Genomic DNA, 26981 nt, shown 5'->3' on the forward strand with positions numbered 1-26981 from the left:
CTCAAAGTCACCGCGCTTCACTAAAGCAATTTGAAAGCTCGATGTCTTCCGCCTGTAACAAAATCAAATAGCGAATCGAGCTATTTGTCACAGCGTCATAATTAGCTGTCACTCGGTCACCTTTAGCACCGGCCTCAATCTTTTGTGGACGATCTGCTCTATTCTTTTGCCCAGGGCGGACGTTTTCGTCCGGCTTTAAATTAATTACCAAACCGCGAAAGAGGGAAGAACTATGGAAGATGAAAATTTTTGTTTGAATTGGGGAGTAGTGGGCATGTCTCCCGCCGTTTCGATGGGCCATCTTTATATGACTACTGCATGGAATACGGGCCAAAGCATGGCTCAGTCTGTCCAGGCACAACTATTTAGCTACGCCACCATGCAGGCAGCCACAGTCCGCTCTGTTGATGCCATTTTGGGTCAACCTACGACTCGCCCCAACAATATGTAGCGCCTTATTGAGTCAGTGTTAGATAGAAAGACTGTTGCTGATTCACAAGCTCCGTCTTGTCAGGGCATTGGAAACCAATACTTTCGAGCAGCGCCTCGGAGCGAGTGTTGCCGGGATACACCTCGGCCAGCACTCGCTTCACACTCATGCCGCGCAGCATCTCAATCAGTGTCAACACAGACTCCTTCGCATAACCCATACCCTGGTAAGGCTTCCCGATCCAGTAGCCGATCACCGCTTCCAAGCCATCCACATACTGACAACCAAAACTAACGACACCGACGAGCCCAAATGCCTGATGGGTGATAGAAAATTTGAACGGCTGCCGAGTATTTGGGTTGTAGATGTAGTGTATAGCTTCATGAAGGTTGGTAACCACACCACAGCCCAACGTCTCACACACTTCCTCATCAAGAAATTGAATTAACTTTGCACCATGTTGCTGATCTAGCGGCTCGAGGCGGATGAGTGATGACCGCTTTCTCGGTGATAGCAAATTACGGTGTTTAACAGATTGGTTCAACATGGCCTGAGTCCTCTTACAAATATTTTTATAGCGTTATCGTGCTTCTAACACATCGACTTCGTCTGCGTGCTCGAATAAAGTCGGTGAACTAACAGGCTTGAAAACCCTTAGCATGCCCAACGTATAATTGAACAGTAGCGACTCTTCTCGCCCCAACATGTTGTAACAGTAGCTGGATTCAGGCTTACCAGTATTTTGTAACGGAACGGGCAGCACAAAATTTCTGCGTAAAAACTGCTGGCTAAAGCGTGACGACTCGCCATCGCGCTCTCGACGAATCATCTGATATTCGATGGGCTCAGGCTCACCTGCCAAGCCGACAATACCATTCACACTTGCCGCCAACCCGCCCTGCTCGATGTTAAGGTGCTCAGGGTTGAGTAACTGCCCAGACGACAGCAATAATTGCAATCCAAGCGATTCTTTCGCCTTTCCAATACTCTTCAATGCACGCGTCAATACATTGTTTCCATTGTTAGCCGATGCCTGCTCTTGATTAATTTCGACGCCAATTCTTAAGCCACCAATAGCAAATATATGGCGATGTAAATCCTGAAGGCGACGCTCTTCGGCCGGCTCATAGACGTCGAGGCCGCCCCAGGGAGATTTAGGTACTATCAACCCTGGATGATCGTTTACCGGTTCAATAAAAAAGCAGGCGCTATTCGACTCACGTCCATCGACATGAACCAACGGCAAACGGCCGCTATACAGCACTACCGCACTGCTGTTTAACGGCGCCAGAGGGATGAGTGATTTTTCCAGACCGCTAAAGGGCGTATCATCTTTGAGCCACTTAATCGTCCCAGGAATAATTAGCCAATTCTCGAATCGCTCTTGGCAACCAATAATCGCTTGCAACATGTGCTTAATTAGGCGAGTTTGCGACAACGTATATGCACCTGTTTCGGAATCGCAAAAATACCCATCTGGCGCCATAAAGACCTTTAGCACATCGGAATTTCTATCCGCATGAATCACGGCTGCGCTTAACACGTCATATAGCGTCGTGATACGTGTTACCGCGTCACAACGCAACAACTCAGGGTGCTGTTTCGCCAACGCCATGACGGCCTCATAAACGCCATCACTATCCACGAAACCGCGAAAGCCACTATCGCGTTTTATTAGCGACGGCCGAGCATCTTGTTGTTGCCATAATTCATGCTGACCATCTTTCGATCCCACTAATCGAGTCGTCAATTGCCATTGGATGATTTGAATTTGGCGAAATTTTTGTTTGGAATGTTCCATACTTTATCCATCACTATGTCCGAGTCGATCCTTAACTCAAGGTGTTTTGGCTATCCGTTGTTTGGCGATTCTTACAAGCGTTATAACTTAGAGAAAAGAGCAAGTTGAATGCCAAGTTTCACAATCGCTTATTCATAGTGACACCAGGCACCTAAGTTGCATGGAGTGGATAACGAAAACGGCTAGCTAGGTATCTTTTAGAGGAAAATCGCATGTCGGAAACAATAGAAATACCGAATTTTTTTTCGGTTCTAGAAAACATCAAAGCCATTTTTAGTGAAGAACTCAATACACAACAAAAAAATAATTATCGCTGCCTCACCACCTGGGCTCTTAAGCTACCTGTACTAGAACAACAATTAGCCGGTGGAACGTTTACCGAAGAGCTTAGGTCAAGCCTTATCAAGATGCTCGCGCCCACACAGGATGCATTAACGGATATTCACTTTAGTATTAAGTGCAAGAGAGATCGCATTGCTTCTCTCAGTGAAGCAATCAATCAATTCTACCTTTCATTCAATAAGCTACCCACAGCGCGACCCATATCGTCCATCGTACAATGTTGGCAGGACGTTCACGGCCAGGGATCTTTACCCACGTTCCTGCCCCTTCCTCCGCCACTCAAGTCGAACAACAATAACAACGCGCAATGTTCTAACGATGATCTATTTACTAACGATAACGACATCCCGTGGACCTATAACGATACACCAGCGTGTTAGACCGCACCGTCGATATAAGTTCTAAAAAACCAAGTGAACCCAATAAGTGTAGGTACATTAGGCGATGCAAAGTAACCCTGAGACAGAAAATGTAACAACTTTAGATACCCCAAAGTTTTCGCTGACCAATCAAAGAATTGCACTCGAGTACCTCAACGAGTTCATAAACGATGCGCCGACTGACAGCACAATATCCACCGACACATTGCAAGAAGTATTATTGGGCAGCAGCGTCTTCACTCTAACGCCAGAGAGCAGCGAAGAGCACCTAAACTTGCTTATCTTCCTAGCTAGCCGCTTTGAAAAAGTGATTGATGAGTTCGCGCAGCTGTATATGCTTGGTCCAGCAGAAAGCTTGTTGGAGTTTACGTGGCTACAATCGGAGAAGAAATTAACAGCAGACAGGCAGCGAAGTCGTCTTTACTTTATTTACAATGTCATTATGGATTTCTACAGCCAAGCAACCCAAAAAAACCAAGGATTACCGATACCCTATGACGTGCAACCGATTCCATCCTTAGGGCCATAGGGATAGAGAGTTTTCAAAATTCGCTAGATTAACCAACTTTGCAAAAAAGGCTCCGATGTCATACATGGGAGCCTAAAAGCGTTTCTAAAAATGTAGCCAGCGATTCTTACTTGCTATCTTCACCAGCAACCTTCGGTGACAAAGTGAGGTCAATACATTCCTTTAGAAACGTATTCACTGAATCAATTTTGCTTTGGTCATTTTCATTCAACGAATCTATTAGTGGTTTATACATATTCTCGCCTATTTCGGGATTCGCTAGCCACTTCGCATACGTTGATCCCATCGCCGTCATTTTTACGATACCTTGATGCCGCATCTCATCGATATAGTTTTGAGCACCTAAGGACACAGACTGCGCAACACCGGCTGAGGCCGCATTAAAATATGTCACACCATCTTGAGGCTCGCTAGGTTTCTGATTATTTGAATCAACCACAATAGAATCCTCTAGTTGCCATTATTACTCTTCGCTGCACTGCTATTTATCTTCACAATTGCCAGCCAATTGATTAGCTGATCGATATCTTCCACTTGTATCTCAGAATGTAGATTCTGACTTGAATTATCGATCATCATAGGTGTAATACCTACTTGTATCTGGAAAGTAATCGTATTTTGCGTTTTATTGTATTCAAAAGCCCAGGTGTTTTTTGCATCATCCGGCATCCCCTCAATCGGATCAAAACTTCCAACAATTGCGCTGGACACACCTGCATTTTTACTAGAATTGGTATTTGGGGTTCCCATCATTTATCTCCGTATGACACTCAATGTTTGACAATATGGATTAATTAGCTTTGTAGTATTTTTTGGCACGTCGAAACCATCGCGGCATTTGATAACGCCTGAGAGGCGTATTGGTTCTGCGTATTATTTAGCAAAGTCAGCGACTGAGCGTTTACCAGCCCGCCAAGCGATAACGTATGAAGCGTGTTAATGCTTTTCTCTTCTACTTCGCTATTTATTGATTTAGAATCTGTGATGACTTTTTCGGAATCCGCCATAAATTTTACCTCAATGTAATTTTAGTACGCCGACACAAAATGCCGGCGTATTACTTCACTACTTGTTTGACTCGAACATTTTTGTAATACCGAGTGTCGTCGCAGCCTGATATGTCACATTCGCCTGCTGTTGAGCATACACAGCATTAGCCGCTGCCATTGCTACGGAATTACCAATAGTTTGATACAAACTTCCCATTGCCATCGCTGGGGCTTCTGCTAACACTTTCGTGTTTGCAATCGTCACAGCGTCGACAATTTTCCCATTAACACCACTATCCGTTTGACTCATGAATTACTCCTCGTAGAAAAAGGTACAACTACTTACGCTTTATCTATTTGTTAGATTCAAACATCTTAGTAATACCCAATGTACTAGCCGCCTGATAAGTCACGTTGGCTTGCTGCTGAGCATAGACGGCATTTGCCGCTGCCATAGCCACTGAGTTACCAACAGTTTGGTATAAACTACCCATAGCCATTGACGGAGCTTCAGCCAACACTTTCGTGTTAGCGATCGTCACTGCATCGACTACTTTTCCATTAACACCATCATCTGTTTGACTCATAAATTACTCCTCGAATTAAAAACTAGTAGCGCTACTGGCCACCTAATTATTTGTTATCCTCAAACATTTTTGTGACACCCAGGGTGCTAGCTGCTTGATAAGAGACGTTGGCCTGTTGCTGTGCATAAACTGCATTCGCAGCAGCCATTGCTACAGAGTTTCCAATAGTTTGATACAGGCTACCCATAGCCATGGCAGGCGCTTCGGCCAACACTTTAGTATTGGTAATAGTAACCGCATCAACCACTTTTCCATTTACGCTATCAGTATCAGTTTGTGACATAATTTTCTCCAAATTTAATTTATTCTGCTTTGCAGATAGGTTCAGTATTTAGATGGGTGCTGAATACTATTCGCAGCAAAACACTTCGACTAGATTAAACACCTGCATATTACTGAGCATCAAGCATGCCAATTTAAAATTATTTCAAAACCTGAATATCACCTTGCACAGCGCGTATTTTGAGTGATTCATTTATCTCTTCCACAAATGCGCTATTTATCGAGGTACAATTCGGCCATATTGCGCTGGATTTTGGAAATTATCATCCAGTTTTTATAATCCCAATTTTTTATCCATTGGAAACCGCTTTACCCCCGATTCAATAACGCTGTTTAGGTCATCGCCTTTGTTCAACTTCATTTTTTCAAAGCCCATATTCTCAAATAGAGACACGAGGTCTTTATTGATCAGAACACTAAAAACCGTATGCGCTCCGTTACATTCAGCATAACGGCAAAGTCGAATTATCGTCAGCTCTAACATGACGGGATAGATTACGCTAAATAATTTTTCTTCAGGCAGGTGTATGGTATTCGGAAGAACTGCTTTCGATGGGACAAGCTGAATATAGATTAGCTGTAACTTAGAATTATGTTGTTTCGCGACTAACTCAGAAAAAACAGTTGATTGATAACTTAACGTTTCATGAATAATGACACTTTCATTTCGACAAACCGGCTCTCGACTAGCCCTAGGGCCGGCAGTATTTTCAGGGGATTTCTTAAGCTCCCAGTAAACAGCGGGCAAGAGACTTTTTAGATCATCTATATTGGAGCTTTTACGGTATTCTAAAGATGTACTGAATAGCCATTCGAGTTCTGCCGTAGGCAGTATGCGGAACTGCTTCACATACCTAACATCTTAGTCACATCATCAAGCTGGTCACTTTCATCGCATTGATCTCGCTCGGTGGTGTGTTCAGCCGAGGAAAATAATGTGTTCTGGCTTGCGTAAAGCTGATTTATCTGTTGCCAAAGGGCCTCTTGCGATATTGATGGCGGCGGCTCCTTGTCAGGGCTAATTAAAGACGGAACCTCAAGTGGAACGGGCTTGAACGGCTCCAATTGACACGTTGCAAGTGCTTCATTAAGAAGCTTATTGGACAATTCAACAAATGCTTGAGCTTCTTCTGACATCCGCTGTGTTTCCGGATCATTCTTAGACTTTGCACCATCACTACTACTTGCACCGCTCATTACTTTCTCCTAACGTTATTGACCTACTTGACTTCTAGCGCAGTAATCACCGATGCCGCAGCCGTACCAACCGCTGTTAAGTTAGCAACAGCGAAACTAATATTCGCCTGCGCATTTTCTATGATCGCAGCGTAGGCCACATTCTCTGGCTCGGCTACCCACTTTGCAGAGGCGACACCAATGACAGTCGTTTCTACCGTACTAATGTTTCGCAATGTATCCACAGCATCCTGAACAGCCTGCTCCATAGACTGCGCGATACTTGCCTGCATTATTTCAACCGCAGTCTGCTCAGACATATAACTTTCTAACTCTTGCTTTCTTCCGTTTCAATAAAATGCATAATCGCAGCTATCTTCTGATCTAGATCTCCCTCTTTGGGCAGTATCACCTTCGCAAGCGCGGCTGTATATTTTTCATTGTTAATAAGAATCTGCCACATTGCTTTGAGTTGTTTATTTTCCGGCGGCGAAAGGTGACTTTTCTGTCCACTCTCAAAAGCATCTAAAACCTGCTTTATAAACTCGAAAGCTTCATTTCCACCAGGTTTTGCCGCCTGCTTTAGCTGCCCAGAGGAATTGAAGTATGTTTGAAATATAGCTAGGTCTTGCTTTTGTTGCTTCGTTGTTTTTTCAATTAGATCGTTGAGGTTCATTTTTCCAGTGCAGTGCGGCAAAGAGCAGATATGTTAGACAAAACGTACTAGGTTCTGCGAATGTTTCTTAGTATTTCCTTTTGAAGATCTAACAAGCCCTTTTGTGATTGCCGAAGTAGTTCATGCTGTTCTCCACGCACATTCCTCAAATAGTTTTCCATAAAAAGGCTATTAGTCATCAATCTATCACTCTCTCGATCATCGCGGAGTTGTTCAGCATGCTGAGGTACATCAATATCATCCTGCTGGACCTTCACGGGATCACCTAAGCATACATACTCTCCCTCCTCATCGATAGTTGCTTCAAATACGTTGCACCCCTTAACCATCTTCGCTATCTCCGCTCGAAGTGCATTCATTTTGCACGGCTCTTATATTTTTCTCAGCCAATTGCATTCGCTCTAGTATTAGATTTTGGGCGTCTACCCCAGCAAAAACTGTAGCTTGGTCTTTCAATCCAACTCCCCCCACTGACGAAGTCGTTTGTTGCATTGATGCTCGTCGCTGAAGCTGATCCAACACTTTGTTTTGTCTATCAATCAGGTCATCCACAAGCGCCTTCATTCGCACATCCTGCTGTCGTTGCAGCTCAGCCACTGCACGGCTTTCTTGATTTTCCTCCGCTGGCTCATCGTCGGGATTCGTTTGCGACTCAGTATTTTTGATAGATTTCCAGCGGCTAAACATGTGGCCCCCTTAAGACAACTCTAACGATGGGCTAACTTCTGACTGACGCTGGCAACGCCGCTCTATAACTTTTCTATGAACACCTAACATTTCTGCCGCCTTAGTTTTATTCCCTTTTGAGGTCGCCAACGCCTCATTCACAAGCGCATCAACCATCGCACGAATCTTATCTCCAGTCGCTAAAGCTATTGCTGTTTTAGCCACGTTTTCTAATGGCTTTTCGTCGAACTGGCATTCTTGCATCGCTTCTATAGCGCTTGCCGTAATATATGAGTCATCTGCCAATATACATATTCGATCGACCGTGCTTTTCAGTTGTCTCACGTTACCCGGCCAACTGGCCCGCTGAAGATAACGCAAAGCGCATTCGCTCAACGTTATCCCCGGAACTGATTGAGCGAATGCGCTCGCCAAAAGTGGTATATCTTCGCGCCTCGCCTCAAGAGGAGGAATTGATACTTCAAATGTATTGATTCTATAAAATAGGTCTTCACGAAACGCTTTTTCCTCAATTCTTTGCCGCAAGTCTGCATGCGTTGCGACCAATGTTCTACCGGTGTATTTTTGCTCCTTTTGTGCACCAATCCGCTGATAGCAGCCGGTTTCTAGCACGCGCAGTAGTTTCGTTTGTTGAAGTAGCGGCAGTTCGGCAATTTCATCCAAAAACAAGGTTCCACCGGCGGCCTCAGCTAAAAAACCATCTTGCGCTTTATCGGCGCCTGTAAATGCGCCGCGCTCATGACCAAACAGCAATGACTCGAAAAGCGTTTCAGGAATTGCACCACAATTAACGGCCACAAAAGGCCCTTTTCGACCACTAAGCTCATGTATCGCGCGCGCGAAAAGCTCTTTACCTGAACCCGTCGGCCCATTTAAAAATATGGGTCTATCTGCGGTCGCAATTTTTTCAAGCTTTTTTGCCAGCGATTGCACTGCCTCACTGCGACCAATTACTCCTGGAAGAATTTCATCGGAAGTCATCTTCGTACCACTTTTCCTTCAAGGTCAAAAAACCAATGTGTTAAATTATTTTCACACACTCAATTTAATCTTCTCTTGTTTAGCGGTAATCAAATCCTGTGCCTTAATCACTAAACCGTTAAATATTTTTATCGAAAAAGAGGCTGATGACAGGCTGGCAATTCCCACGTCAATATGCCAATGCAAAAGATCTTATTGAATAGATAGGAGGAGATAGCGTGTCTCATTAACCAAAGCAGGATCGATTGTGGTAGGCCGTTGCTGACCGGTAGTTTTACGTTGAAGGATGATATCGACCGTACCTCCCAGGTTGAGCGGCACTTCATTCATGGGAAAATCAAAGCAGATCCACTACGATTTGAAACAAGCTACACCTCTCTCGGTTAGCTTGAAAAGTCGTATAACGACAGACAGCTTTTCTAGGTAAACCATTCAGTCCACCGAGACCGCATACCATTAGGTCTAAGAATTACTCTTTTAATTCACCAATAACGAATCGCGTGCCAGAATAAGGCTACTGGACAGCGCCTACAAATCGAATTTAAATTGCTATTAGTGATATAGAAAAGCCCTTTTAATAACCAAAGTAATTTACTCAGGTATTACCCCTTCGTATCGTCTGATGACTGAGCCGACAAAAGTGCTAACTCCCCCGCAAACCACCCTAAAATCTCTGTAAAGCAATGAAAAGTGAGACTTTTGTCACGCTTTTCTTACACTTTTTCCTGAATTATGACTATCATTAATACTGTGAATCCAAAAATAAGCCCTGCATAAGGAAGTGCCTCCGTAGCTAAATGTCCTCAAACTGATTAGCTGGGCGCAATAAAATAGGGTGATTTATGAAGAAAGCAACAAGAGCACCAGAGGCGTTTGTAGCTGGATTTTCCTTTGATGTAGTTACGTGGAGCATCGTCGCAGCGATTTTGTTGTTGGTTGTTTTTCAACCGCTACTAACCAGCGTACTGCTTGTCTCCGGAACATGCGTTTTCTTTTGGCGTCGCCTTCGTGCGCCAGATGTTGAAGGTGATCTTAAAGCCTTGCGTGATATCCGACATGATTTAGGTGTAGACGATCTCCAACGAGCGCTTGCGGCAAAAGGCGTTGAAGAAGACATCGTCCGTAAGGTCTATGACTTACTCCAACAACATATTCCCTGCGAGCACGAAGTACCGCTACAACTGTCTGACAAGTTACATAAAGACTTGCACCTTGATGATGACGTTGATTTGATCGAGGAAGCTGCTCAAGCAACAGGTCGATCACTTTCTCGCCCTAAACGTAGCCCATATTACGGTAAGGTCACGACGGTTGAGAATTTGATTCTGTTTTTAAATTATCAGCCAAAGCTTCACTAAGCAGACACAGATTTAGATAAAAGGGTGCCCTTCAAGGCACCCTTTTTTATTTGGCTGCTATTACTGTGGCTTTAGTAGTTGCTTTCACCAAGTGTTTTCTTCCCCAATCATTTCCACCTCTAACAAAGCCACCCACCAAGAATCCCCGCGTGACATCTGCCGTATATGCTTAATTCGTATAAATCTTACTTTCGCAAATCGTGGCATTTTGTCGAGAACCGTAATACCCTACCGCCTGCGCTCGTTTATGGATGAAGGGCGTTCAACTATAGCATCTTCATGTTCGCCATCTTTGAGTGCAAAAGTATCTTTAGTTAGTCAACTAATCATTTATTCAAAAAGGAGTTTTGAAATGAAATACTTTGCCATACCGCTACTTATCCTCTCCACTTCAGTATGCCACGCTATTCCAAATATTGCGGTTAACCAGGATCATTTATGTTTAAAGTCGAGTTTAAAGCTACCGCTCATCGAAGGAGGCAATTTAACTCAGCAGACAACGTATTCTGGCCCTCTATTAAATTTTGATCGCGATGCTAATAGCCGACTCACGGCTAAAGACGGGTCGTCCCCGTCTGATGAAGTGGTCACTTATGCGAATTCTACGGCTGATATTTCAAGCTTCGGATTCGATTTATTCACTATTGCTGAGTTTTATTTCCCAGGCAGCCCATCAACACCAAGTCAACAAACTTGGAACCCAAACCAAGATCCAAAACATGTCGCAAAAGGCGCTCTTCAATGGCGTTTTCGTTCGGACAGTAACACGACCGCTTACATGATCTTTCAAGTTCGCGGAATACAAGGGTTTGTTCAAGCGAAATTAGTCGATATCACAACCAATAACATTGTTGTCGACTACCAGGAAAGCAACTACGTAGAACACCATAAGGTTGGAGATTTTAAAATTTACGCCAATCATATCTACACATTAACGGCAAGGTTGTCAGAGTCACATCATCAAGATGATGACGAATCAGCGATCTCGTTTTATTTTAATGAGCCGGTAAATTGGTTACGCGCAACTCGCAAGGTAGGTGGCTGCTAGTACTATTGGTGTTCATCATTCAAATAGGCCCTTACTTGGGCCTATTTTTTTACAATATTGTGTTGCTAAAAAATCACTTCCCTTTAAAAACTGGCGCGCGCTTTTCAACAAATGCGGCGGCGGCTTCTTTGTGATCCTCTGTTAACGTACATTGCATGTGGTGTTTGGCTTCTTGGTCAAAACAATCCGCGAGATTAGCACCACTCACAGCAAGATTAATATTTTGCTTTATTCTAGCCAGGGTGAATGTGGGACCGTTTGCAAGCTGCTCAGCCAATTCACGTGCGACCCCTTGTACTTGGTCTGGTTCAACAGCGCGATTCACTAACCCGATCGCCAAGGCTTCTTCGCCAGTTAATACCGGAGAAAGAAAATACAGTTCACGTGCCTTCGCTGATCCTACAATAGACGTTAGAAAATAGCTGCCACCAAAATCTCCGGACAAACCTACTTTGGCAAACGCTGTGGTGATTTTTGATGAAGTCGAGCAAACACGAAAATCACACGCTAACGCCATAGACAATCCGGCACCTGCCACAGCACCGTCGATTGCTGCAATCGTGGGTTTAGGCATCTGATGTAACAAACGTGATGCGTTCATACGATCACGCAAACTGTAGTGTCGATTTCCGTAAGGCAAATCTTGTCCAGCGCCCTCGTTCATTGCCTTGACATCACCACCGGCACAAAAATGCCCACCTGCACCCGTTAACATAACCGCACGCACATTCGGATCATCGGCCGCTGCGGCTAATGTGCTCACCATATTTTCTAAAAGTGCTGGGCTTAATGCATTTCGTCGCTCGGGGCGGTTCATCGTCAGCACCAGCAAGCCATCTTTATTTTCTACTAACAATTCGTTACTCATCGCTCTCTCCAATGTGTTTATTTATTTATTTATTTAATTAGACTGGCTACTACCAAGAATCTATACAAGGGCGCTTTCGCCCGGACAGTGGCGGACGGAGTTGCGCTGACCGCAAACCCGCTAGAATAGTTTTGCGAGTATCAATGGGATCGATTACAGCATCCACCTCAAGAGAAGACGCAACGGCCATCGCCTTACCTTGCTCATACATTTCATTGAGCAACTTATCGAACAATGCTTTTTGCTCTTCGGGGTCATCAATTGCATCCAACTCTTTTCGAAAACCTAAACGCACTGCGCCTTCCAGTCCCATCGGCCCAAATTCACCCGTAGGCCAAGACACTGTGAAGAAATTGTCCAGGGTACCGCCGCCGAGCATTGCCATCGCACCCAGGCCATAGCATTTGCGCAATACCACGCCGAACATCGGTACAGTGATGGAACGCGCCGTCACATAAACGCGCGAGACGTGTCGTACCAACGCAGTTTTCTCGGCTTCGGGCCCCACCATAAATCCAGGACAGTCGCAAAGCGATAGCAAAGGAATATCAAAGCCATCGCACAATTGAATAAAGCGGGCGAGCTTATCGGCGGCATCAGCATCAATCGCGCCGCCTAAATGTTTTGGATTATTGGCAATAACGCCAAACGGTTTACCTTCGATACGGATAAACGCAGTGACGACACCCACACCAAACTCTTTGCGAATTTCTAAGACTGAATCAATATCAGCAAGATTGTCGATCACATCGCGAATTTCATACACTCGCAAACGATTTTCAGGGATCACATGACGCAGATTTCGCTGATCGGGTGCCTGCCAATCTTTAATGGCTCCCTGAAAGTACGACAGGTATTTTTTCACCACTTCGCAGGCTTCTTTTTCGTCTTTGACGCGTATGTCGATCACACCATTCTTGCACTGCTCATCGATCGGACCAATCGCTTCCGGCGGATAGACGCCCAAACCACCGCCTTCGATCATCGCGGGGCCGGCCATTCCTATGTTGGCACTTTCGTCACCAATGATGACATCACAGCAACCAAGAAACGCCGCGTTGCCCGCAAAGCAACGGCCAGAAACAACACCCACTAGTGGCACCTTGCCACTTAAATTAGCGAAGGAAGTAAAGGTGCCGTTCGAAATACCGGCATGCGTAATGCGCTCCGTATCACCAGGACGGCCACCCCCGCCCTCCCCGAAAATAACGACCGGAATATTCCAGTCCTCAGCGGTATGAAACAGTCGATCTAACTTTCGATGATGACGCTGACCTTGCGTTCCGGCCAACACCATGTAATCCCCCAACGCAAACGCGCAGCGTGATAACGTTTCATCAAACAAATCACCGTTGATGGAACCTAGCCCCGTTAAAATACCATCGCCACTGGTATTTTTTATAAGATCTTCTAGCGAGCGACGCTGACGCTGGGCTGCAATGGCAAACTCGCCGTATTCGATGAATGAGTCGGGGTCGCACATTTGAGCAAGATTTTCGCGCGCGGTTTGCTTTCCTTTAGCGTGACGTTTTGCCACTGCCTCTGGCCGATTTTCATCAAGCCCAAAGGCTCGGCGCTCTTCTACTTCACGTAGGTCATCACGAATTCTATCGAGGTCAATATCACTGAGTTCGCCATTCACACTCTGCTCAACGTCACTAGGGTCAACGACGATAAACGCCTGTGATTCCATTAACGTTTCGCCCACACTCGCTATAATATCGACAACCTTACCGGCCGTTGTCGCAACAACAACATGTTCCATCTTCATCGCTTCGAGAATTGCCAGCTCTTGACCAATGGCTACCTCATCACCGATTTGAACACTAAAGGACACCACCGTTGACTGCATGGGTGCGACAACCGCATTTAACCCTTCAGGAATGAATACAGCCTGATGAGCTTGTTGTGGATTATTCGTATTGAGTTCTTCATCGACAAATAATTGCGCACTCTGATAAAGCGCTTCAGCATTTGCTTCAATAAAACCGGTCGACACATTGTTGTTAATAACATCGACATGCGACAACAAGGCACGCAACCAGGTGAGATTCGTTTCCAAACCGACAATACGCGTTTCACTTAAGGCGCGCGCGGCTTTGGCAACAGCAGTCGAAAATTCATCGACATCGGTAGATACAATAATTTTCGCGAGCAAGCCGTCGAAACTAGCGGATGTTTGATATCCGGAATACGCAAACCCATCTACACGAACAGACGCACCAGTTGGCGGTTCATAAATCGAAATCGTTCCACAGGTTGGTGACGCGTTAGCGCTCCCATCCATACGTTCCATATTAATGCGAGATTGGATAGCATAACCTTTCGGCATTGCTGGAAGAGAGAGACCGGCCAAGGCTTTACCATTCGCAATAGCAAGCTGACAACGCACCAGGTCGGTATCAAATATTTCTTCCGTTACCGTATGCTCAACTTGGATACGCGGATTGGCTTCAATAAAAAACAGATTGTCTTTTTCGCTATCAGTCGCTAACAAAAACTCGAATGTGCCTAGCGAACGATAGCCGACGCCGTTAGCAATTTTTTCAGCATAATCCACCAGTGCTTTACGCTGAATATCGGTTAGCGAAGGACTTGGTGCAATTTCAATAAGTTTCTGGTGTCGTCGCTGCAAGGTGCATTCACGCTCAGCGAAATTTATACAAGCACCTTGACCATCTCCCAAAATTTGCACTTCGATATGTCGAACCGCTGGTAAAAAGCGTTCAACATACACATCCGCCACACCAAAAGCAGCTTCTGCTTCTGAGCGGCAACGCTGCCACGCATCCGCTACATCATCGAGTTGATTGACGACTCGCATGCCGCGACCACCGCCACCAGCAACGGCTTTAATTACCATGCTAGCACCGGCTGGCAAACTTGAAAAAAATGTTTCAGCTTGAGCTCGTGATGTATTTTCACTAGTACCAGGGATGGTTGGCACACCTAATTCTTCTGCGCGCTGCTTGGCAGCAATTTTATCGCCAAGCAAGGACAAAGCTTGCGGCGTTGGGCCGACGAAAATTAATCCGGCGTCTTCCACACGCTGCGCAAACTCAGCATTCTCTGAAAGAAACCCGTAGCCAGGGTGAATCGCATCTGCACCCGTCGATTTAGCGGCAGCGATCACCGCCTCCATATCTAAATAGGCACGCGCACCACTACCCGGCAACGCGTAAGATTCATCAGCACGCTTGACGTGTAAGTTTGTCGCATCGTCACGCGAGAAAATCGCCACCGTTTTGATGTTCATGTCCGCCGCCGTGCGCGCGATACGAATCGCGATTTCACCACGGTTGGCGATGAGTAGTTTTTTTATGGTCAAAGTCTCAGAGCCTATTTGCTCGTTAGACATAATACGCCCTCGAATAGCAGCTAACTTGAATTCTTATATAAGACTATAAATCAATTTTATTAAGTTAAGCTGTAGCTTTATAGAATTGTAATAGGTGAGTCTAACAGTCAACGACGGGATTCTAAATGCCTACAATTTGACGACTATCAAATCTACATTTACAGGTCGTTATTCCGTCAAATAGCCAATTGTGGTAACGTCTCACCCCTCTTAAAAACCTAGTAAATTCTTGCTTTAACACCCAATTCGGACTAATTCTATGACTCAACCATCACCCGAAGCTGTTGCAGCTTACGTTAACCAAGCTTCCACCGACGCGTGGGACGTGCCCGGTCTTGCGGCCGACATTCAAATTCGCCCTATTAGCAAAGTCGGCATTATCGGTGCTGGTACTATGGGCGGCGGTATCGCCATGAACTTCGCCACAGCCGGCTATGAGGTGGTGATTGTTGAGACTCAACAAGAAGCGCTGGACCGTGGTTTAGGTGTGGTACGCGCCAACTATCAGCGCAGTGCCGATAAAGGCCGCTTCCCACCCGAAGAAGTCGACATTCGTATGAACCGCTTCAAAGGCACTTTGGACAAAGGTGATCTTGCGGATTGCGACTTGGTGATCGAAGCAGTGTTCGAAAACATGGACTTGAAAAAGACTATCTTCACCGAACTCGACGCCATCATGAAGCCAGGCGCTATTTTGGCGACAAACACCTCGGCACTAAACATTGATGAGATTGCCTCCGTCACCAAGCGCCCTGAAGATGTTATCGGCCTTCACTTTTTCTCGCCAGCCAACGTCATGAAATTGCTCGAAATCGTTCGCGCTGACCACACGCAAGATGACGTCGTGGCTACATCAATGGATCTCGCCAAGAAAATCAGCAAAATTGCCGTTTTGGTTGGCGTGACTCCAGGCTTTGTGGGCAATCGCATCTTGCGCATGCGCCAAGCACAGGCCAACAAATTATTAGAAAAAGGCGCGATGCCTTGGGATGTGGATGCAGCCATTAATGCGTTCGGATTCCGCATGGGCCCTTATCAAATGTCTGACCTGGCCGGTCTTGATATTGGTTGGCAAAAAGGCGCGAAAACCCATTTGCCTATTCGTGACGCACTCTGCGAAATGGATCGCCGTGGACAGAAAACCAAAGCCGGTTGGTATGACTACGATGAAAACCGCAAAGCGATTCCATCGCCTGTCACCGAAAAAGTCATTAAAGATATGCTCGGTGCTGAGCCGCAAGAGATGTCCGAACAAGATATTATCGAAACCTGTATCTACCCGATGATTAACGAAGGCGTCAAAATTCTCGAAGAGAACAAAGCGATTCGTCCATCAGATATCGATATCGTTTGGTTAAATGGTTACGGATGGCCACGCGACAAAGGCGGCCCAATGTATTGGGGTGATGTTGTTGGCGCCAAAGCGGTGTTAGCGAAAATGGAAGAACTCGGTGCGGAAGACCCAATGTTTGCACCGGCAGAAACCTTGAAAAAACTTGCCGCAGAAGGCGGCTCTTTCTTAGAGCTTGATCTCGGCGGTTTAAAAACGGCATCCTCTAAATAAATTTTTTCTCGATCCAAGTAAAAAGGCGCTTTTAAAACAAAGCGCCTTTTTTATATCGACCCTATCTATATCTGCCCTATCTATACCTCAACATTATCAATAGATTGCTGCTGGTTTTTTCGTAATACTCGCCAAGGAAAAAAGTAAACGGCATAAACCAGCGCAAATACGCCGAACGACTCCAGCTCAAAATAACTCAGCCCCGCAAACACAAATATTAAAACATGCATGCGGATGACATTTTTATAAGGGCCGATAAACACATCGTTGAAGGCACTATTTTTTGATTTTTGCCTACCTAACATCGCACGTTTGCTTTGATGACGACCAGGTGCGGGAGACACTTTGACGCGTGACAGTATATGTTCAGCCGACAATGGCTCATCTTGTTGAATCTTTTCAGCCAAGCGCCGTGCTTTGTTGAGGGGGCCAAATAGAGCGTAACGCTCTGCGAATACCACAGGAATTAAAAATACACCAAACAATGGCAGCAGCTGGGTGAGCGCAATATTCCACAGTAAGACGGGATTCATAAATGCGCGTCCAAAGGTGTTACTCTCAACCCCATCCAACGGAAAAAAGCTCGCAAGAAAGGTCGCATGACCGGCGTGAAAGCCACAAAAATGCAGGGTAAAAAAGCCCAGAAAGAAAATACCCGCAAAACCACCAATACCCAGTGCAAGCCCTCGCTTATCGCTCGGGAACTCTGGATGCCCCATCACACGCCAACCGATATACACACCGCTAGCGATAATACTGACGATAGTTAAGTAACCCACCACCAAACTACTCAACCATAAACTCCACACCAAATCCGTCGTTGTCCAGCTGAGCCCCCAAGCACATCCCAAACCCAACAAAAATGCGGTGATATCAACAATAAAATAGCGCTCTAATTGCGCAAGCAACACGTTCATCTACTCTCCCCACAACCCCAATTGCTAACACCTAAAACTTCATCCCACAGACTAAGAAAATCGCTCCCTGCATTCAATGTTTTATTATCGAGACCTTTACTATACAGGCACACTGCTCAAGTCACCCACACTGCGTTTCTTAACAATTTCCTGACAACACACAACATGCTATTTAGGAATACTCGCTTTATACTCGACATCAATTGATTTGCACCACAAACTATTTGCAATAACCCATTCAAAATGCGGAGAATAATAATGATAGCGACTCACGTTAAAACCGCCTGCCTAGCGCTGATAATTGTCATTACCTTTGGCAACGTTGCACAAACGATGGCACGAGAAATTGCGCCACTCCCCGAACGAGTTAAACCTGAGAAAACCTGGACAGATCACACATGGACGGGTAGCGACGGAACAAAGTTCCATTATGTCGAACAGGGCGAAGGAACACCCGTCATCCTTATCCACGGCCTGACATCATCCGCCATTCAAAACTGGTTTAACCCCGGTATTGCACAAAAACTTGCAAAAACTAACCGCGTCATCGCCATCGACATGCGCGGCCACGGTGACACAGGCCCAAGCCCAGAAGGCAGCACCGGTACCATGATTCAAGACATTGTGGACTTTATGGACTACTTGAAAATAGAGAAAGCCCATATTGGTGGATACTCCATGGGAGGAGCCACGACATCGGGGCTACTTGATATTGCGCCAGAGCGTTTCATCACCGCCTCAGTTATGGGGATTGGTATTAAAGAAACGCCGGAATGGCATGGCAAAACACCGCAAGATCCAGACAACGGCCGCAGCACGCGCCCTCCTCGTATCGACCTTAGCGCCGGCGCAGACGGCGTACCGCGAGGTGCACCGAAAGGCGCCCCCCACCCCAACCCTGAAGTCGACCTCACTCAAATTGACTTCCCTGTATTGGCACTCAACGGCGGTAATGATTTCCCACTGGCGAAAACACATCGTATGTGGCGCGAGCTGCGGGACTTCACCTACGTTGTGATTCCTGGGCGCAATCACATTGAAGCACCCCGCGATCCGCTATTTGGCGATGCACTGGTACGATTCATTACGTCACACAACCCATAAGCGGTATACAAACCCTAGTGTATTAGCACCAACACCACCGTTAATAAGAGGCGAACATGAAAGCCATTCAGCAACTTATCTGCCTATTTTTCCTTAGCTGTTTAGCCATAGCCACGATTGCCCAAGAAGGCATCAGCAGAACAACGGGTGAAGCGGCGCAATCCGCGTCTGGAAGGCAAGCATCCGGACTCGGTCGCGGCCGACCAGACACCCCGTTATATTTCGCTTCTTCAGCTGCCGCGACACGCGCCATTGCGCTGTGCAGCGGCCTCTGGGATGCCAATCAAACCATTCAAGACATCGATAATTACAGCCCTTTACGACAAGACGACGCAGAAAAGTTTACTACCCACATCGACGAAAAAAATAAAACAATCTCAATTCAATACGCCGACAACATGCCACCACGCCATGTGATCTGGCGGCCAGTACTCGGCTGTACGCAACTGCCCGTTGGAGCTGAGTTAAGTGCAGCGGCTTCGCTACCGCAAATAAACAGCAAACTGCGAGCGCCCAACTTAGATGATCAACCCTGGCCGACTGGCGATCAAAATGCGCGAGGATCACTTCCCAATAAACAGCAGCAGGCACTCGATGCATTGGTCGCCAAAGCCTTCGACGGCAACACCTACTCCGGCAAAACCTGGGGCGTCATCGTGGTTCACAAAGGTAAGATAGTGGCCGAGCAATACGACCTCGGCTACAACATGCACAAAGGTGCGCAAACACACTCCGCTGCCAAAAGTTTTGCTTCAACCTTAGTCGGTATCGCAGTGAAAGATTACGGTTTACAACTTCAGAAAAAGGGCGTTCTACAAGCCTGGCAAAACCCGGCGGACCCACGACACCAAATCACACTAGAACACCTATTGCGTATGAGCAGCGGGCTATACGGTGAAGGTAATGGCAGCCCACAAGCGGACATATACGCAAATGGCGCTACTGTCGAAGGGCGTGCGGTGACCAACTTCCTGCACACATTACCGGGCACTCGATTTGTCTATAACCCACCCGACACCATGCTTGCAGTCAGGGCCGTACGCGAAAAAGTAAACAACGACCAAACCTTTTGGGCGATGCCCTTTACCGAGCTTTTTTGGAAAATTGGCATGACGCGCACAACGCCCTCGAGCGATTGGAACGGTGACTTTTTAATGTCGGGGCAAACCTATAGCACGGCACGCGACTTTGCGCGATTTGGTCTGTTGTACATGAACAAAGGTCAATGGAACGGCGAACAGATTCTTCCGAAAGACTGGCATCAACAGGTGAGGAGCAAAGGGCCAGTGCAACCCAATATGGGCGGACGTGGCTACGGATTACAATTTTGGCTGTACGGCGGTTTATCCGGCTTACCCGAAGACGCCTACACCCCAGGTGGTGGACAAGGGCAATATGCCGTCATTATTCCTTCACGAGACACCATCGTTGTACGACGCGGTTACGACCAACCAAGAGCTGGCTTTAAAATTACCGAATTTACGGCCGACGTACTCGACGTATTGCAAGACTAACGTCAATTCAATGCGAGCGAGGCCCATCACCCCTCGCTCGCAATACACCCACTTTTTATTCTCAAACCACCTATCACAACAACACACTGCAGTATTTTTATAACCCCTATCAACGCTACACCACCCTTTTTCAGCAGCCAAACCGACTTTACACCGGGACAGAATTTCTAACTCTCTGAAATTACGAAAGTTTCTATATAACCAAACCGAAAAACCGTTCGTCTTATATGAGCGTCACGCTCATATTTATTGGCGCGCATTTCATCTTCAACTATAAGCTGTTGATTTCAAGAGCATTAATCGGTCTAATGATTTTCACTGAAAAAACTTCGCAGCCAAATAAATAAATGAACAAGGCTGCAGAATAAAACTGTTAACACTCTATGGTCTCGAAACTAATCACAAGAAAAGAATTAGTATTAGGTCTAGTAATTGGGCTTGCTATAGTAACTGCGCCAATTGTTTTAATTCGAGTTGTATGGGATTCCGGATCCGCAAATAGCATACGAGAAGCGAGAGCTCTCCTAAAAGCTCATGGCGCGCGAGAATACGAGACGATAGTGAGTGAATGTAAGGCGCTAATGGATAAAGGTAAGGAAAGTGTATATTTCTATCCAGAAATTCCAAAAGTCTTTAATTCAGTATCCCCTAACTACATTAGTGCTGGTCCCAGTGGTTGCGAAGTGAACTTGTATAAATCACCGGGCAAAGGAATCGGCTATTGGGTATCCAAAAACAATGGCGAATATACGCTTAGCTGGAGTGATCATTTTAAAAGTTGGGATAGCTACGACATTGATTTTCCAGCGAAGGGTGTTAACAAGCACAGGCAGCTGGACGGCGCAAAAGACGCGCCGCCACAGCTGTGAGCGTTAAGCATCCATGAAAGTCATGCAATATAAAAAATATCTGGCTTTTTTTTTCGCAGTTGCGAGTATTCTATATATTATCGATATCAGTTTTTGGTCTGATTGGCACCAAAAAATGGAGTTACCTTGGTTTATTGGCACAGTAATTGTTAAATTGTTCTTTTTGGTTGGTTCCGTACTATTTCTGTTTAACTATAAAATTAGTAGGCACCTAATTTTAAGTTCATTAGTATTGGATTTACTATTATCGTTTACTGTATATCCACTTCAAAGTAACTCTTATAGTTACTTTTTGCTTGCATGGGTAATAATATTGTATTTCCTATATTTTCGCGAAACGCAGGAACATGAAAGTAATGCTTAACAAGGCAACCCAGCGCCCACAAACCGCAAAAAGCGCGGTTTGTGGTGGACTCGCTACACGTTGTTTCGCTCGCCGCTGGTTGCGGCGTTACGTGTAATTTGTACTGAGCATGAATTTACTATTTGTTTGTAGCGAGAATAGATTAAGAAGCCCAACAGGCGAAGAGGTATTCTCAGCATATGATGGAATTGCCGCGATTGGTTGTGGTACCAACAAAGATGCGGAAACACCTATCAGCGGTGATCTTATTGAGTGGGCCGATATCATTTTTGTTATGGAAAAGTCCCGTCGCAACAAAGTTAAGAAAAAATTCAAAGAGTTATTGGCAAGTAAGCGCCTTATTTGCCTAGACATACCCGACAACTACGATCGCATGGACCCTTTTTTAGTGCGGTTGCTAGAAAATAAGGTTTCTAAACATGTCAGGCTTCGGTAAGGCTACACGTAACAAATCAGGGTTGTCGCCGTTGGCTGGGACGCTCCTGACGTCGCGCCCCAACCTGAGGCGTTAAATATACACGAGATTAAAAGAATGGAAGGTGTAGTAGCTTACATAGAGGACGAAGGTGGCGAGATAAAATTGACGTTTGATGATGTCAGTTGCCGAGATGGAGAGAATCCTTCAACTTGGAATAAAGAGTTTCTATTCACTTCTGCTTCATTTGATCGCGATGCTATTTCTAGCTTGAGTTTGTCCAAAGAGCAATTTGCCGAAATCGGTGAAAATCTAATAATTAGGCTTTTAGCTCTGAATGGGAAAATTCAATGAAAATAATATTCAACAAGTCGCCGAAGTCACTCCGGGCGCTAAAAAACGCGCCCTCCGCGGGACATGCTCTGCTTCGCGCCGCATGCCCCTTGGCTCAGCGTTAAGGTTACACAATGAGATTCGCAATAATACTAGCGTTATTAATTTCTGTTTCAGCGCTTGCTCAGATACCAAAAGAAGTTGAACAAGAAATCGAATCACTAAATGAGCAAATAGCTGCGTCGGGAAATATTCGTGAATTTGTAGAGCGAATTGTGGAAAATCTAAATAATCGAGAGTGTCGTCAGCTTGCCGAATTACTTTCCCCAAAAAGCAAATATATTGATGATGTTGAGTATTTTTACGCTAAATGCGTGGTGAATACTCGGGATTTTGGCAAAATTGGTAAATACGAGATTGAACGAATGGCATATATGCCGCTTTCCAATAACGGGATGCCGCCCCTAATCCCGGTTCAGAAACTATCGTTAGCTGAGGGGCGCGAGCTGAGTATACACTTATATCCTAGTGGTGATAGGTTTGAAATTGTCGATATTAGTTTTGTATACGGTAGAAAAAGGCCTTTGTCTTGGTAGCAAAAACCTTAACAAGCAAGCCCAGTCCGCCGCAAAAAGCGCGGCCCGACTCGCTACACTTCGTTTCGCTCGCGGCTGGCTTGGGCGTTAGAGTTACTATATGAACAAAATTGAGCCAAAAATGGCGCTATCAAATATAAATGATTTCTTCATTTTTATAGTTGTAGGCACCCTTCTGGTCGGCATCCTGTTTGTTTTTCCAAGTTATGTCATCTATTTATTATCAGGCAGTACTACAGCAGCTTATTGCACTGGTATTTTCTTATATTTGGCTTTCATGTCCTTTTGCGCCTTATCAATCACTCTTTCAGACGCAGGCATCAAGCTTAATCGGCGGCTTGGGGGGCCTAAAAATATTCAGTGGGCAGATATTCAAAGCTTCCAAGAAGTCTCGCCAAAGGAAGTAATTGTATTTGGCTGGCTTTGGCCAATATTTCCACCTCGTGAGAGTACGCCTTGTATGTCGTGCTATGGTCATTTTCGTATTTCTTATAATGGTGGTTACTTCTACTATCCGCCCGCTGAAAAAGAAAAATTTATTCAGCTAATGGAGCAGTACGGTGCCAAAAAACTCTAACAAGGCCATCAAAAATCGGCCGCAAAAAACGCGGCCCAGGACGCTCCTTTCGTCGCGCCTTTTATGGCAGCGTTAAATATACCTATGCCAGATTACGAGTGGAATTGTCAGTCGTGTGAATACACAAACAATGCTGGTTTGAATAATTGTTCTAGATGCGGATGCCCATCAACAGTCTCAGCCGAAGAGGTCGATCGTTGGAACCCAACCAAGGGTTATTTTGATCCTGATCCAAATTTTCAAGGCAGGTACATTGATCCCAATGGCCTTGTGTTCAGGTTTTTTGGTATTGGCAATTGTGCTGTTTGTAATAAGGAAATATCTCTCAAAGAAAAAGAGTGCTTACATTGTGGTCACGTGTTTACTGAAAACGAAATTATCGATATGCGGGTTGAGTATAGAGTTAACATGCTTAAAGGCGTTACTCTAGGCCTGATTGTTTTTCCTTGTTTAATAGCACTCTTTTTATATTGGAAATGAAAATGGTATTTAACAAATCAGGGTTGTCGCCGTTGGCTGGGACGCTCCTGGCGTCGCGCCCCAACCTGAGGCGTTATGCGGTACTAAACATCATGCCCAGGAGTCAGATTCATGTATGAAGATAGAACTCTAAGTACTTCGAGGACTTTGCCATTCTCTCCCGAAGAAATATATGATGCTTTTGCTTCAGCAGAGAAGTTAGCATCATGGTGGGGGCCTGAAGGATTTACAAATACATTCGATGTTTTTGAGTTTACTGAAGGGGGGCGTTGGCAGTTTGTCATGCACGGGCCAGATGGAAATAGCTATGACAATAAAAGTTATTTCGAAAACCTCGTTCCGAATTCAAAAATAGTTATTCATCATGATTGCCCACCGAACTTTAAACTAACAATTGAACTTAGTCCTACCAATGAAGGTACACTCCTTACTTGGGATCAAGTTTTTGAGAACGCTCAAACAGCACAAGCTGTAAAAGAGAGAGCAGGTTCTGCGAACGAACAAAATATAGACCGCCTTACAAAAGTTCTAAATGAGGCTGCAAGTGGCGCATAACAAAGGCATCAAGCCACCGCCAAAAAACGGCGGCGGCAGGGACGGCGCAAACGACGCGCCGCCCCTTATGGCGGCGTTATGTTTCACTTCAATCTATTCTTGACTTTCAAACACCTTCACATATACTTGCATAATCAAGTATATGTGAAGGTGTTTTCATATTGGACGAAAATATTAGTTCATTATTTATTATCAAAAACTCTCTGCTCGCATCGAAACTATCGAAAAGAGCTGGGAATCGTTTAAGCGTTCATGGAATCAGTCTAACCGAGTTTATCGTTATGCACTGTTTGAGCAACGATTTGCACCAAGAGCTTTCAAGAATTGAGTTGGCTGATCAATTAGGCATGAGCGCTTCTGGTGTCACTCGACTGCTAATACCTATGGAAAAAAATAAATTCATTCAAAAGACCAAAAATCCTCGAGACTCCCGACAGAGTCTCGTTAAACTTTCAGCCACGGGGAAACGTGTATTCGAAGAGGCGCGTGAAAGCTTTTCTCATATTGCAAGTGAACTAACATCCAATTTGAGTCAAAGCCAACTAGAAAAATTAATGGAACTGTACGCAAAGGTAATTTAAAGATAATGGACAAATCTTACATCGAACTAACACAAGAGACTGGGGCAGCGTTATTCAAGCGTAACATTACTGGGGAAGTGGTAATGCTCAATATGCTGCGTTTTAGGAAGTTCGCTGATTATTCAAGTAATCCTGAACTGTCACCAGAGACAAAAATATCTGGTAGAGAGGCTTTTCAGAAATATATAGATCACACGATGCCTTATTTGATAGAGAGTGGCGGTGAGCTTCTGTTTCTTGGAGATGGAGGAAAATACTTCATAGGTCCTGACGATGAACTATGGGATGTGGTTATGCTTGTTAAGCAAAACTCCGTAGAAAGTTTCTTTGCTTTCGCCTCCAATCCAGAATACTCAGTTGGAATAGGTCATAGAACCGCTGCCATTCTTGATTCTCGGTTGTTGCCAATCGTAGCGTACAAGAGTCACAACATAACAAGTGGCTGCTAGGGGCCGCATTACACTACTGTCCATGCAGCTCCAGAGCCAAGCGTTATGCAACCAATATCGAAATAAGGAGAAATTATGAAAACCATGAACTGCAAGCAATTGGGTGGGGCATGTGAAGCAGAATTTCATGCCGATACGTTTGAAGAGATGGCTGAGTTGAGCAAGCAACATGGAATGGAAATGTACAAAAAACAAGATGTAGCGCATTTGTCAGCAATGGAAAAAATGCGAAAACTTATGGATGATCCTGAAGAAATGAATAAATGGTTCGAATCAAAGCGAATAGAGTTCAACGAACTTCCTGAAAATTAAAGATTATCAATGTATAGAAGGGGATTGCCTTGAACTTCAAACTAATCTTGGCAGGTACATTGGCCTATACGCTTGTAACATTCCCACTAGCTGTAGTGTGGCACATTCTGTTATTTGAGGAAAAGTACAAGGTATTTGGCTATTTTCAGGGCGAGCCAAGCTTCTTGTTGGGTTTCGCTACTATTGTTATTCAAGGCGTTGTCTTATCTTTTCTATATCCGTTCGTAAACTTTTCAGGTAATGGCCCTATTCGCGGTTTAAAGTACTCTTTGTTAATTGGCGCTTTCTTTTGGACATCGCATGTGCTGGCTTTCGTGGCTAAGCAGATAGTACAAAACCCCATAGGCTTCGTAGCAATGGAAAGCTTCTACTTGCTTTTGCAATTCGGAATTTTTGGTATTTTAATTGGCTTTATCTTCAATAAGTTGTCAAATCCCAATGCATAACAAAGCCAGCCAGAGGGACACAAAAACCGCCGCTTCGCTCTGGTTTTCGTGCCCCTGCTGGCGGCGTTAAAACGAATCATGACCGTCAGAGAATATTTAGATAAGAAGTTACTCAAACAAGCAATATGGGGTTATTCGATATGGCTTGTATTTCCAATATGTCTTATTTCTATAAGCCTGGATTCTATTGTTTTTGGGATCGTTGGCTCAATAGCTGTAATGCTTGTTTCGGCTTATGCTGGATCAAAAATGGTCAGCTGTCCGAAATGTGGCGAAGAATTTGAGTTTATGGCTTTTCGAAAGAGGAAAAGTTATTTTACTCCAAAAAAAGAATTAAATTTTTGCCCTTATTGCGGCCTGGACTTCAATGAAGAGTATAAGTTTTAACAATCGCAGGCAGCCGAACTGGCGCA

The 26981-nt window shown here is 45.1% G+C and carries 38 protein-coding genes; 20 read left to right on the forward strand and 18 right to left on the reverse strand.

From position 1 onward, the window contains the following. Nucleotides 1–232: 232 nt before the first annotated feature. Nucleotides 233–451, forward strand: coding sequence for a RebB family R body protein (locus ACZ5NB_RS17490; RefSeq protein ID WP_460233492.1), 219 nt, complete (start codon nt 233–235; stop codon nt 449–451). A 4-nt stretch (nt 452–455) separates the two neighbouring features. On the opposite strand, the gene ACZ5NB_RS17495 is transcribed toward ACZ5NB_RS17490, so the two are convergent. Together ACZ5NB_RS17495 and ACZ5NB_RS17500 are read right to left on the reverse strand one after the other, a co-directional pair. Continuing rightward, nucleotides 456–977 (reverse strand): GNAT family N-acetyltransferase, encoded by a 522-nt coding sequence (locus ACZ5NB_RS17495; RefSeq protein ID WP_460233493.1) that lies wholly within the window; start codon nt 975–977, stop codon nt 456–458. A gap of 33 nt (nt 978–1010) precedes the next feature. After that, nucleotides 1011–2231, reverse strand: coding sequence for a hypothetical protein (locus tag ACZ5NB_RS17500; RefSeq protein ID WP_460233494.1), 1221 nt, complete (start codon nt 2229–2231; stop codon nt 1011–1013). 212 nt (nt 2232–2443) lie between these two features. On the opposite strand from ACZ5NB_RS17500, the gene ACZ5NB_RS17505 reads away from it, so the two are divergent. Then, entirely contained in the window at nt 2444–2953 is a 510-nt protein-coding gene (locus tag ACZ5NB_RS17505; RefSeq protein WP_460233495.1) for a hypothetical protein, read from the forward strand. A gap of 64 nt (nt 2954–3017) precedes the next feature. Next, on the forward strand, nt 3018–3482 hold the full coding sequence (locus ACZ5NB_RS17510) for a hypothetical protein (RefSeq protein WP_460233496.1): 465 nt from the start codon (nt 3018–3020) through the stop codon (nt 3480–3482). A gap of 106 nt (nt 3483–3588) precedes the next feature. Here the strand turns inward: ACZ5NB_RS17510 and ACZ5NB_RS17515 are convergent, their stop codons facing one another. The 13 genes from ACZ5NB_RS17515 to ACZ5NB_RS17575 form a co-directional block, all read right to left on the reverse strand. Continuing rightward, nucleotides 3589–3921, reverse strand: coding sequence for a hypothetical protein (locus tag ACZ5NB_RS17515; RefSeq protein ID WP_460233497.1), 333 nt, complete (start codon nt 3919–3921; stop codon nt 3589–3591). An 11-nt stretch (nt 3922–3932) separates the two neighbouring features. Then, a complete protein-coding gene (locus ACZ5NB_RS17520; protein WP_460233498.1) occupies nt 3933–4235 on the reverse strand; it encodes a hypothetical protein in 303 nt (100 codons plus the stop codon). Nucleotides 4236–4276: 41 nt separating this feature from the next. Continuing rightward, a complete protein-coding gene (locus tag ACZ5NB_RS17525; protein WP_460233499.1) occupies nt 4277–4489 on the reverse strand; it encodes a hypothetical protein in 213 nt (70 codons plus the stop codon). Nucleotides 4490–4547: 58 nt separating this feature from the next. Continuing rightward, nucleotides 4548–4781: a RebB family R body protein gene (locus tag ACZ5NB_RS17530; protein ID WP_460233500.1), complete on the reverse strand. Its 234-nt coding sequence runs from the start codon at nt 4779–4781 to the stop codon at nt 4548–4550. 43 nt (nt 4782–4824) lie between these two features. Beyond that, on the reverse strand, nt 4825–5058 hold the full coding sequence (locus tag ACZ5NB_RS17535) for a RebB family R body protein (RefSeq protein WP_460233501.1): 234 nt from the start codon (nt 5056–5058) through the stop codon (nt 4825–4827). A 46-nt stretch (nt 5059–5104) separates the two neighbouring features. Beyond that, nucleotides 5105–5341 carry a RebB family R body protein gene (locus ACZ5NB_RS17540; protein WP_460233502.1) on the reverse strand — a complete coding sequence of 79 codons (237 nt, stop codon included), beginning with the start codon at nt 5339–5341 and terminating at the stop codon, nt 5105–5107. Between the two features lie 273 nt (nt 5342–5614). Beyond that, nucleotides 5615–6190: a hypothetical protein gene (locus ACZ5NB_RS17545; protein WP_460233503.1), complete on the reverse strand. Its 576-nt coding sequence runs from the start codon at nt 6188–6190 to the stop codon at nt 5615–5617. Beyond that, a complete protein-coding gene (locus ACZ5NB_RS17550) occupies nt 6187–6537 on the reverse strand; it encodes a hypothetical protein (RefSeq protein WP_460233504.1) in 351 nt (116 codons plus the stop codon). Before ACZ5NB_RS17550 ends, ACZ5NB_RS17545 begins: the two co-directional genes overlap by 4 nt. Nucleotides 6538–6560: 23 nt before the next feature. Then, a complete protein-coding gene (locus ACZ5NB_RS17555; protein ID WP_460233505.1) occupies nt 6561–6836 on the reverse strand; it encodes a hypothetical protein in 276 nt (91 codons plus the stop codon). An 8-nt stretch (nt 6837–6844) separates the two neighbouring features. Then, nucleotides 6845–7192, reverse strand: coding sequence for a hypothetical protein (locus tag ACZ5NB_RS17560; RefSeq protein WP_460233506.1), 348 nt, complete (start codon nt 7190–7192; stop codon nt 6845–6847). A 47-nt stretch (nt 7193–7239) separates the two neighbouring features. Next, the gene (locus ACZ5NB_RS17565) at nt 7240–7521 is read right to left on the reverse strand and encodes a hypothetical protein (RefSeq protein ID WP_460233507.1); all 282 of its coding nucleotides are present in this window, start codon (nt 7519–7521) and stop codon (nt 7240–7242) included. After that, nucleotides 7514–7879 (reverse strand): hypothetical protein, encoded by a 366-nt coding sequence (locus ACZ5NB_RS17570; RefSeq protein ID WP_460233508.1) that lies wholly within the window; start codon nt 7877–7879, stop codon nt 7514–7516. The genes ACZ5NB_RS17565 and ACZ5NB_RS17570 overlap by 8 nt, the downstream gene beginning before the upstream one ends. A 9-nt stretch (nt 7880–7888) precedes the next feature. After that, the gene (locus tag ACZ5NB_RS17575; RefSeq protein WP_460233509.1) at nt 7889–8860 is read right to left on the reverse strand and encodes a sigma 54-interacting transcriptional regulator; all 972 of its coding nucleotides are present in this window, start codon (nt 8858–8860) and stop codon (nt 7889–7891) included. Between the two features lie 842 nt (nt 8861–9702). On the opposite strand from ACZ5NB_RS17575, the gene ACZ5NB_RS17580 reads away from it, so the two are divergent. Both ACZ5NB_RS17580 and ACZ5NB_RS17585 read left to right on the forward strand, forming a co-directional pair. Continuing rightward, a complete protein-coding gene (locus ACZ5NB_RS17580; RefSeq protein ID WP_460233510.1) occupies nt 9703–10218 on the forward strand; it encodes a hypothetical protein in 516 nt (171 codons plus the stop codon). A gap of 352 nt (nt 10219–10570) precedes the next feature. After that, a complete protein-coding gene (locus ACZ5NB_RS17585; RefSeq protein ID WP_460233511.1) occupies nt 10571–11266 on the forward strand; it encodes a hypothetical protein in 696 nt (231 codons plus the stop codon). Between the two features lie 73 nt (nt 11267–11339). On the opposite strand, the gene ACZ5NB_RS17590 is transcribed toward ACZ5NB_RS17585, so the two are convergent. After that, nucleotides 11340–12134 (reverse strand): enoyl-CoA hydratase, encoded by a 795-nt coding sequence (locus ACZ5NB_RS17590; protein WP_460233512.1) that lies wholly within the window; start codon nt 12132–12134, stop codon nt 11340–11342. A gap of 49 nt (nt 12135–12183) precedes the next feature. Further along, a complete protein-coding gene (locus ACZ5NB_RS17595) occupies nt 12184–15492 on the reverse strand; it encodes an acetyl-CoA carboxylase family protein (protein ID WP_460233513.1) in 3309 nt (1102 codons plus the stop codon). Between the two features lie 259 nt (nt 15493–15751). Here ACZ5NB_RS17595 and ACZ5NB_RS17600 point away from each other — a divergent pair, with 259 nt between their 5' ends. Then, entirely contained in the window at nt 15752–17056 is a 1305-nt protein-coding gene (locus ACZ5NB_RS17600; protein WP_460233514.1) for a 3-hydroxyacyl-CoA dehydrogenase, read from the forward strand. Between the two features lie 80 nt (nt 17057–17136). Here the strand turns inward: ACZ5NB_RS17600 and ACZ5NB_RS17605 are convergent, their stop codons facing one another. Then, nucleotides 17137–17973: a DUF6498-containing protein gene (locus tag ACZ5NB_RS17605; RefSeq protein ID WP_460233515.1), complete on the reverse strand. Its 837-nt coding sequence runs from the start codon at nt 17971–17973 to the stop codon at nt 17137–17139. Between the two features lie 258 nt (nt 17974–18231). Between ACZ5NB_RS17605 and ACZ5NB_RS17610 the strand changes: the two genes are divergently transcribed. The 14 genes from ACZ5NB_RS17610 to ACZ5NB_RS17675 all read left to right on the forward strand — a co-directional run bounded on the left by ACZ5NB_RS17610 (nt 18232) and on the right by ACZ5NB_RS17675 (nt 26955). Further along, the gene (locus tag ACZ5NB_RS17610; protein WP_460233516.1) at nt 18232–19077 is read left to right on the forward strand and encodes an alpha/beta fold hydrolase; all 846 of its coding nucleotides are present in this window, start codon (nt 18232–18234) and stop codon (nt 19075–19077) included. 56 nt (nt 19078–19133) lie between these two features. Next, nucleotides 19134–20591: a serine hydrolase domain-containing protein gene (locus ACZ5NB_RS17615; protein WP_460233517.1), complete on the forward strand. Its 1458-nt coding sequence runs from the start codon at nt 19134–19136 to the stop codon at nt 20589–20591. Between the two features lie 560 nt (nt 20592–21151). Next, nucleotides 21152–21460 (forward strand): hypothetical protein, encoded by a 309-nt coding sequence (locus ACZ5NB_RS17620; protein WP_460233518.1) that lies wholly within the window; start codon nt 21152–21154, stop codon nt 21458–21460. Nucleotides 21461–21933: 473 nt separating this feature from the next. Continuing rightward, nucleotides 21934–22260, forward strand: coding sequence for a low molecular weight protein tyrosine phosphatase family protein (locus tag ACZ5NB_RS17625; protein ID WP_460233519.1), 327 nt, complete (start codon nt 21934–21936; stop codon nt 22258–22260). Between the two features lie 96 nt (nt 22261–22356). Next, complete coding sequence (locus tag ACZ5NB_RS17630; protein ID WP_460233520.1) at nt 22357–22593, forward strand: hypothetical protein; 237 nt, start codon at nt 22357–22359, stop codon at nt 22591–22593. Between the two features lie 113 nt (nt 22594–22706). Next, entirely contained in the window at nt 22707–23168 is a 462-nt protein-coding gene (locus tag ACZ5NB_RS17635) for a hypothetical protein (protein WP_464107701.1), read from the forward strand. Between the two features lie 100 nt (nt 23169–23268). Beyond that, nucleotides 23269–23745, forward strand: coding sequence for a hypothetical protein (locus ACZ5NB_RS17640; RefSeq protein ID WP_460234998.1), 477 nt, complete (start codon nt 23269–23271; stop codon nt 23743–23745). Between the two features lie 63 nt (nt 23746–23808). Then, nucleotides 23809–24225 carry a hypothetical protein gene (locus tag ACZ5NB_RS17645; protein ID WP_464107702.1) on the forward strand — a complete coding sequence of 139 codons (417 nt, stop codon included), beginning with the start codon at nt 23809–23811 and terminating at the stop codon, nt 24223–24225. A 111-nt stretch (nt 24226–24336) separates the two neighbouring features. Next, entirely contained in the window at nt 24337–24780 is a 444-nt protein-coding gene (locus ACZ5NB_RS17650) for an SRPBCC domain-containing protein (protein WP_460234017.1), read from the forward strand. Nucleotides 24781–24941: 161 nt separating this feature from the next. Then, nucleotides 24942–25361 carry a MarR family winged helix-turn-helix transcriptional regulator gene (locus tag ACZ5NB_RS17655; protein ID WP_460234019.1) on the forward strand — a complete coding sequence of 140 codons (420 nt, stop codon included), beginning with the start codon at nt 24942–24944 and terminating at the stop codon, nt 25359–25361. A 5-nt stretch (nt 25362–25366) separates the two neighbouring features. Continuing rightward, on the forward strand, nt 25367–25810 hold the full coding sequence (locus ACZ5NB_RS17660) for a DUF1330 domain-containing protein (RefSeq protein WP_460234020.1): 444 nt from the start codon (nt 25367–25369) through the stop codon (nt 25808–25810). A gap of 75 nt (nt 25811–25885) precedes the next feature. Continuing rightward, nucleotides 25886–26122, forward strand: a complete 237-nt coding sequence (locus ACZ5NB_RS17665; RefSeq protein WP_460234021.1) for a DUF1059 domain-containing protein — start codon at nt 25886–25888, stop codon at nt 26120–26122. A gap of 29 nt (nt 26123–26151) precedes the next feature. Further along, the gene (locus ACZ5NB_RS17670) at nt 26152–26568 is read left to right on the forward strand and encodes a hypothetical protein (RefSeq protein WP_460234022.1); all 417 of its coding nucleotides are present in this window, start codon (nt 26152–26154) and stop codon (nt 26566–26568) included. Between the two features lie 78 nt (nt 26569–26646). Next, nucleotides 26647–26955 carry a hypothetical protein gene (locus ACZ5NB_RS17675; protein ID WP_460234023.1) on the forward strand — a complete coding sequence of 103 codons (309 nt, stop codon included), beginning with the start codon at nt 26647–26649 and terminating at the stop codon, nt 26953–26955. Nucleotides 26956–26981 lie beyond the last annotated feature (26 nt).

This window comes from Aurantivibrio plasticivorans, from assembly GCF_055392955.1.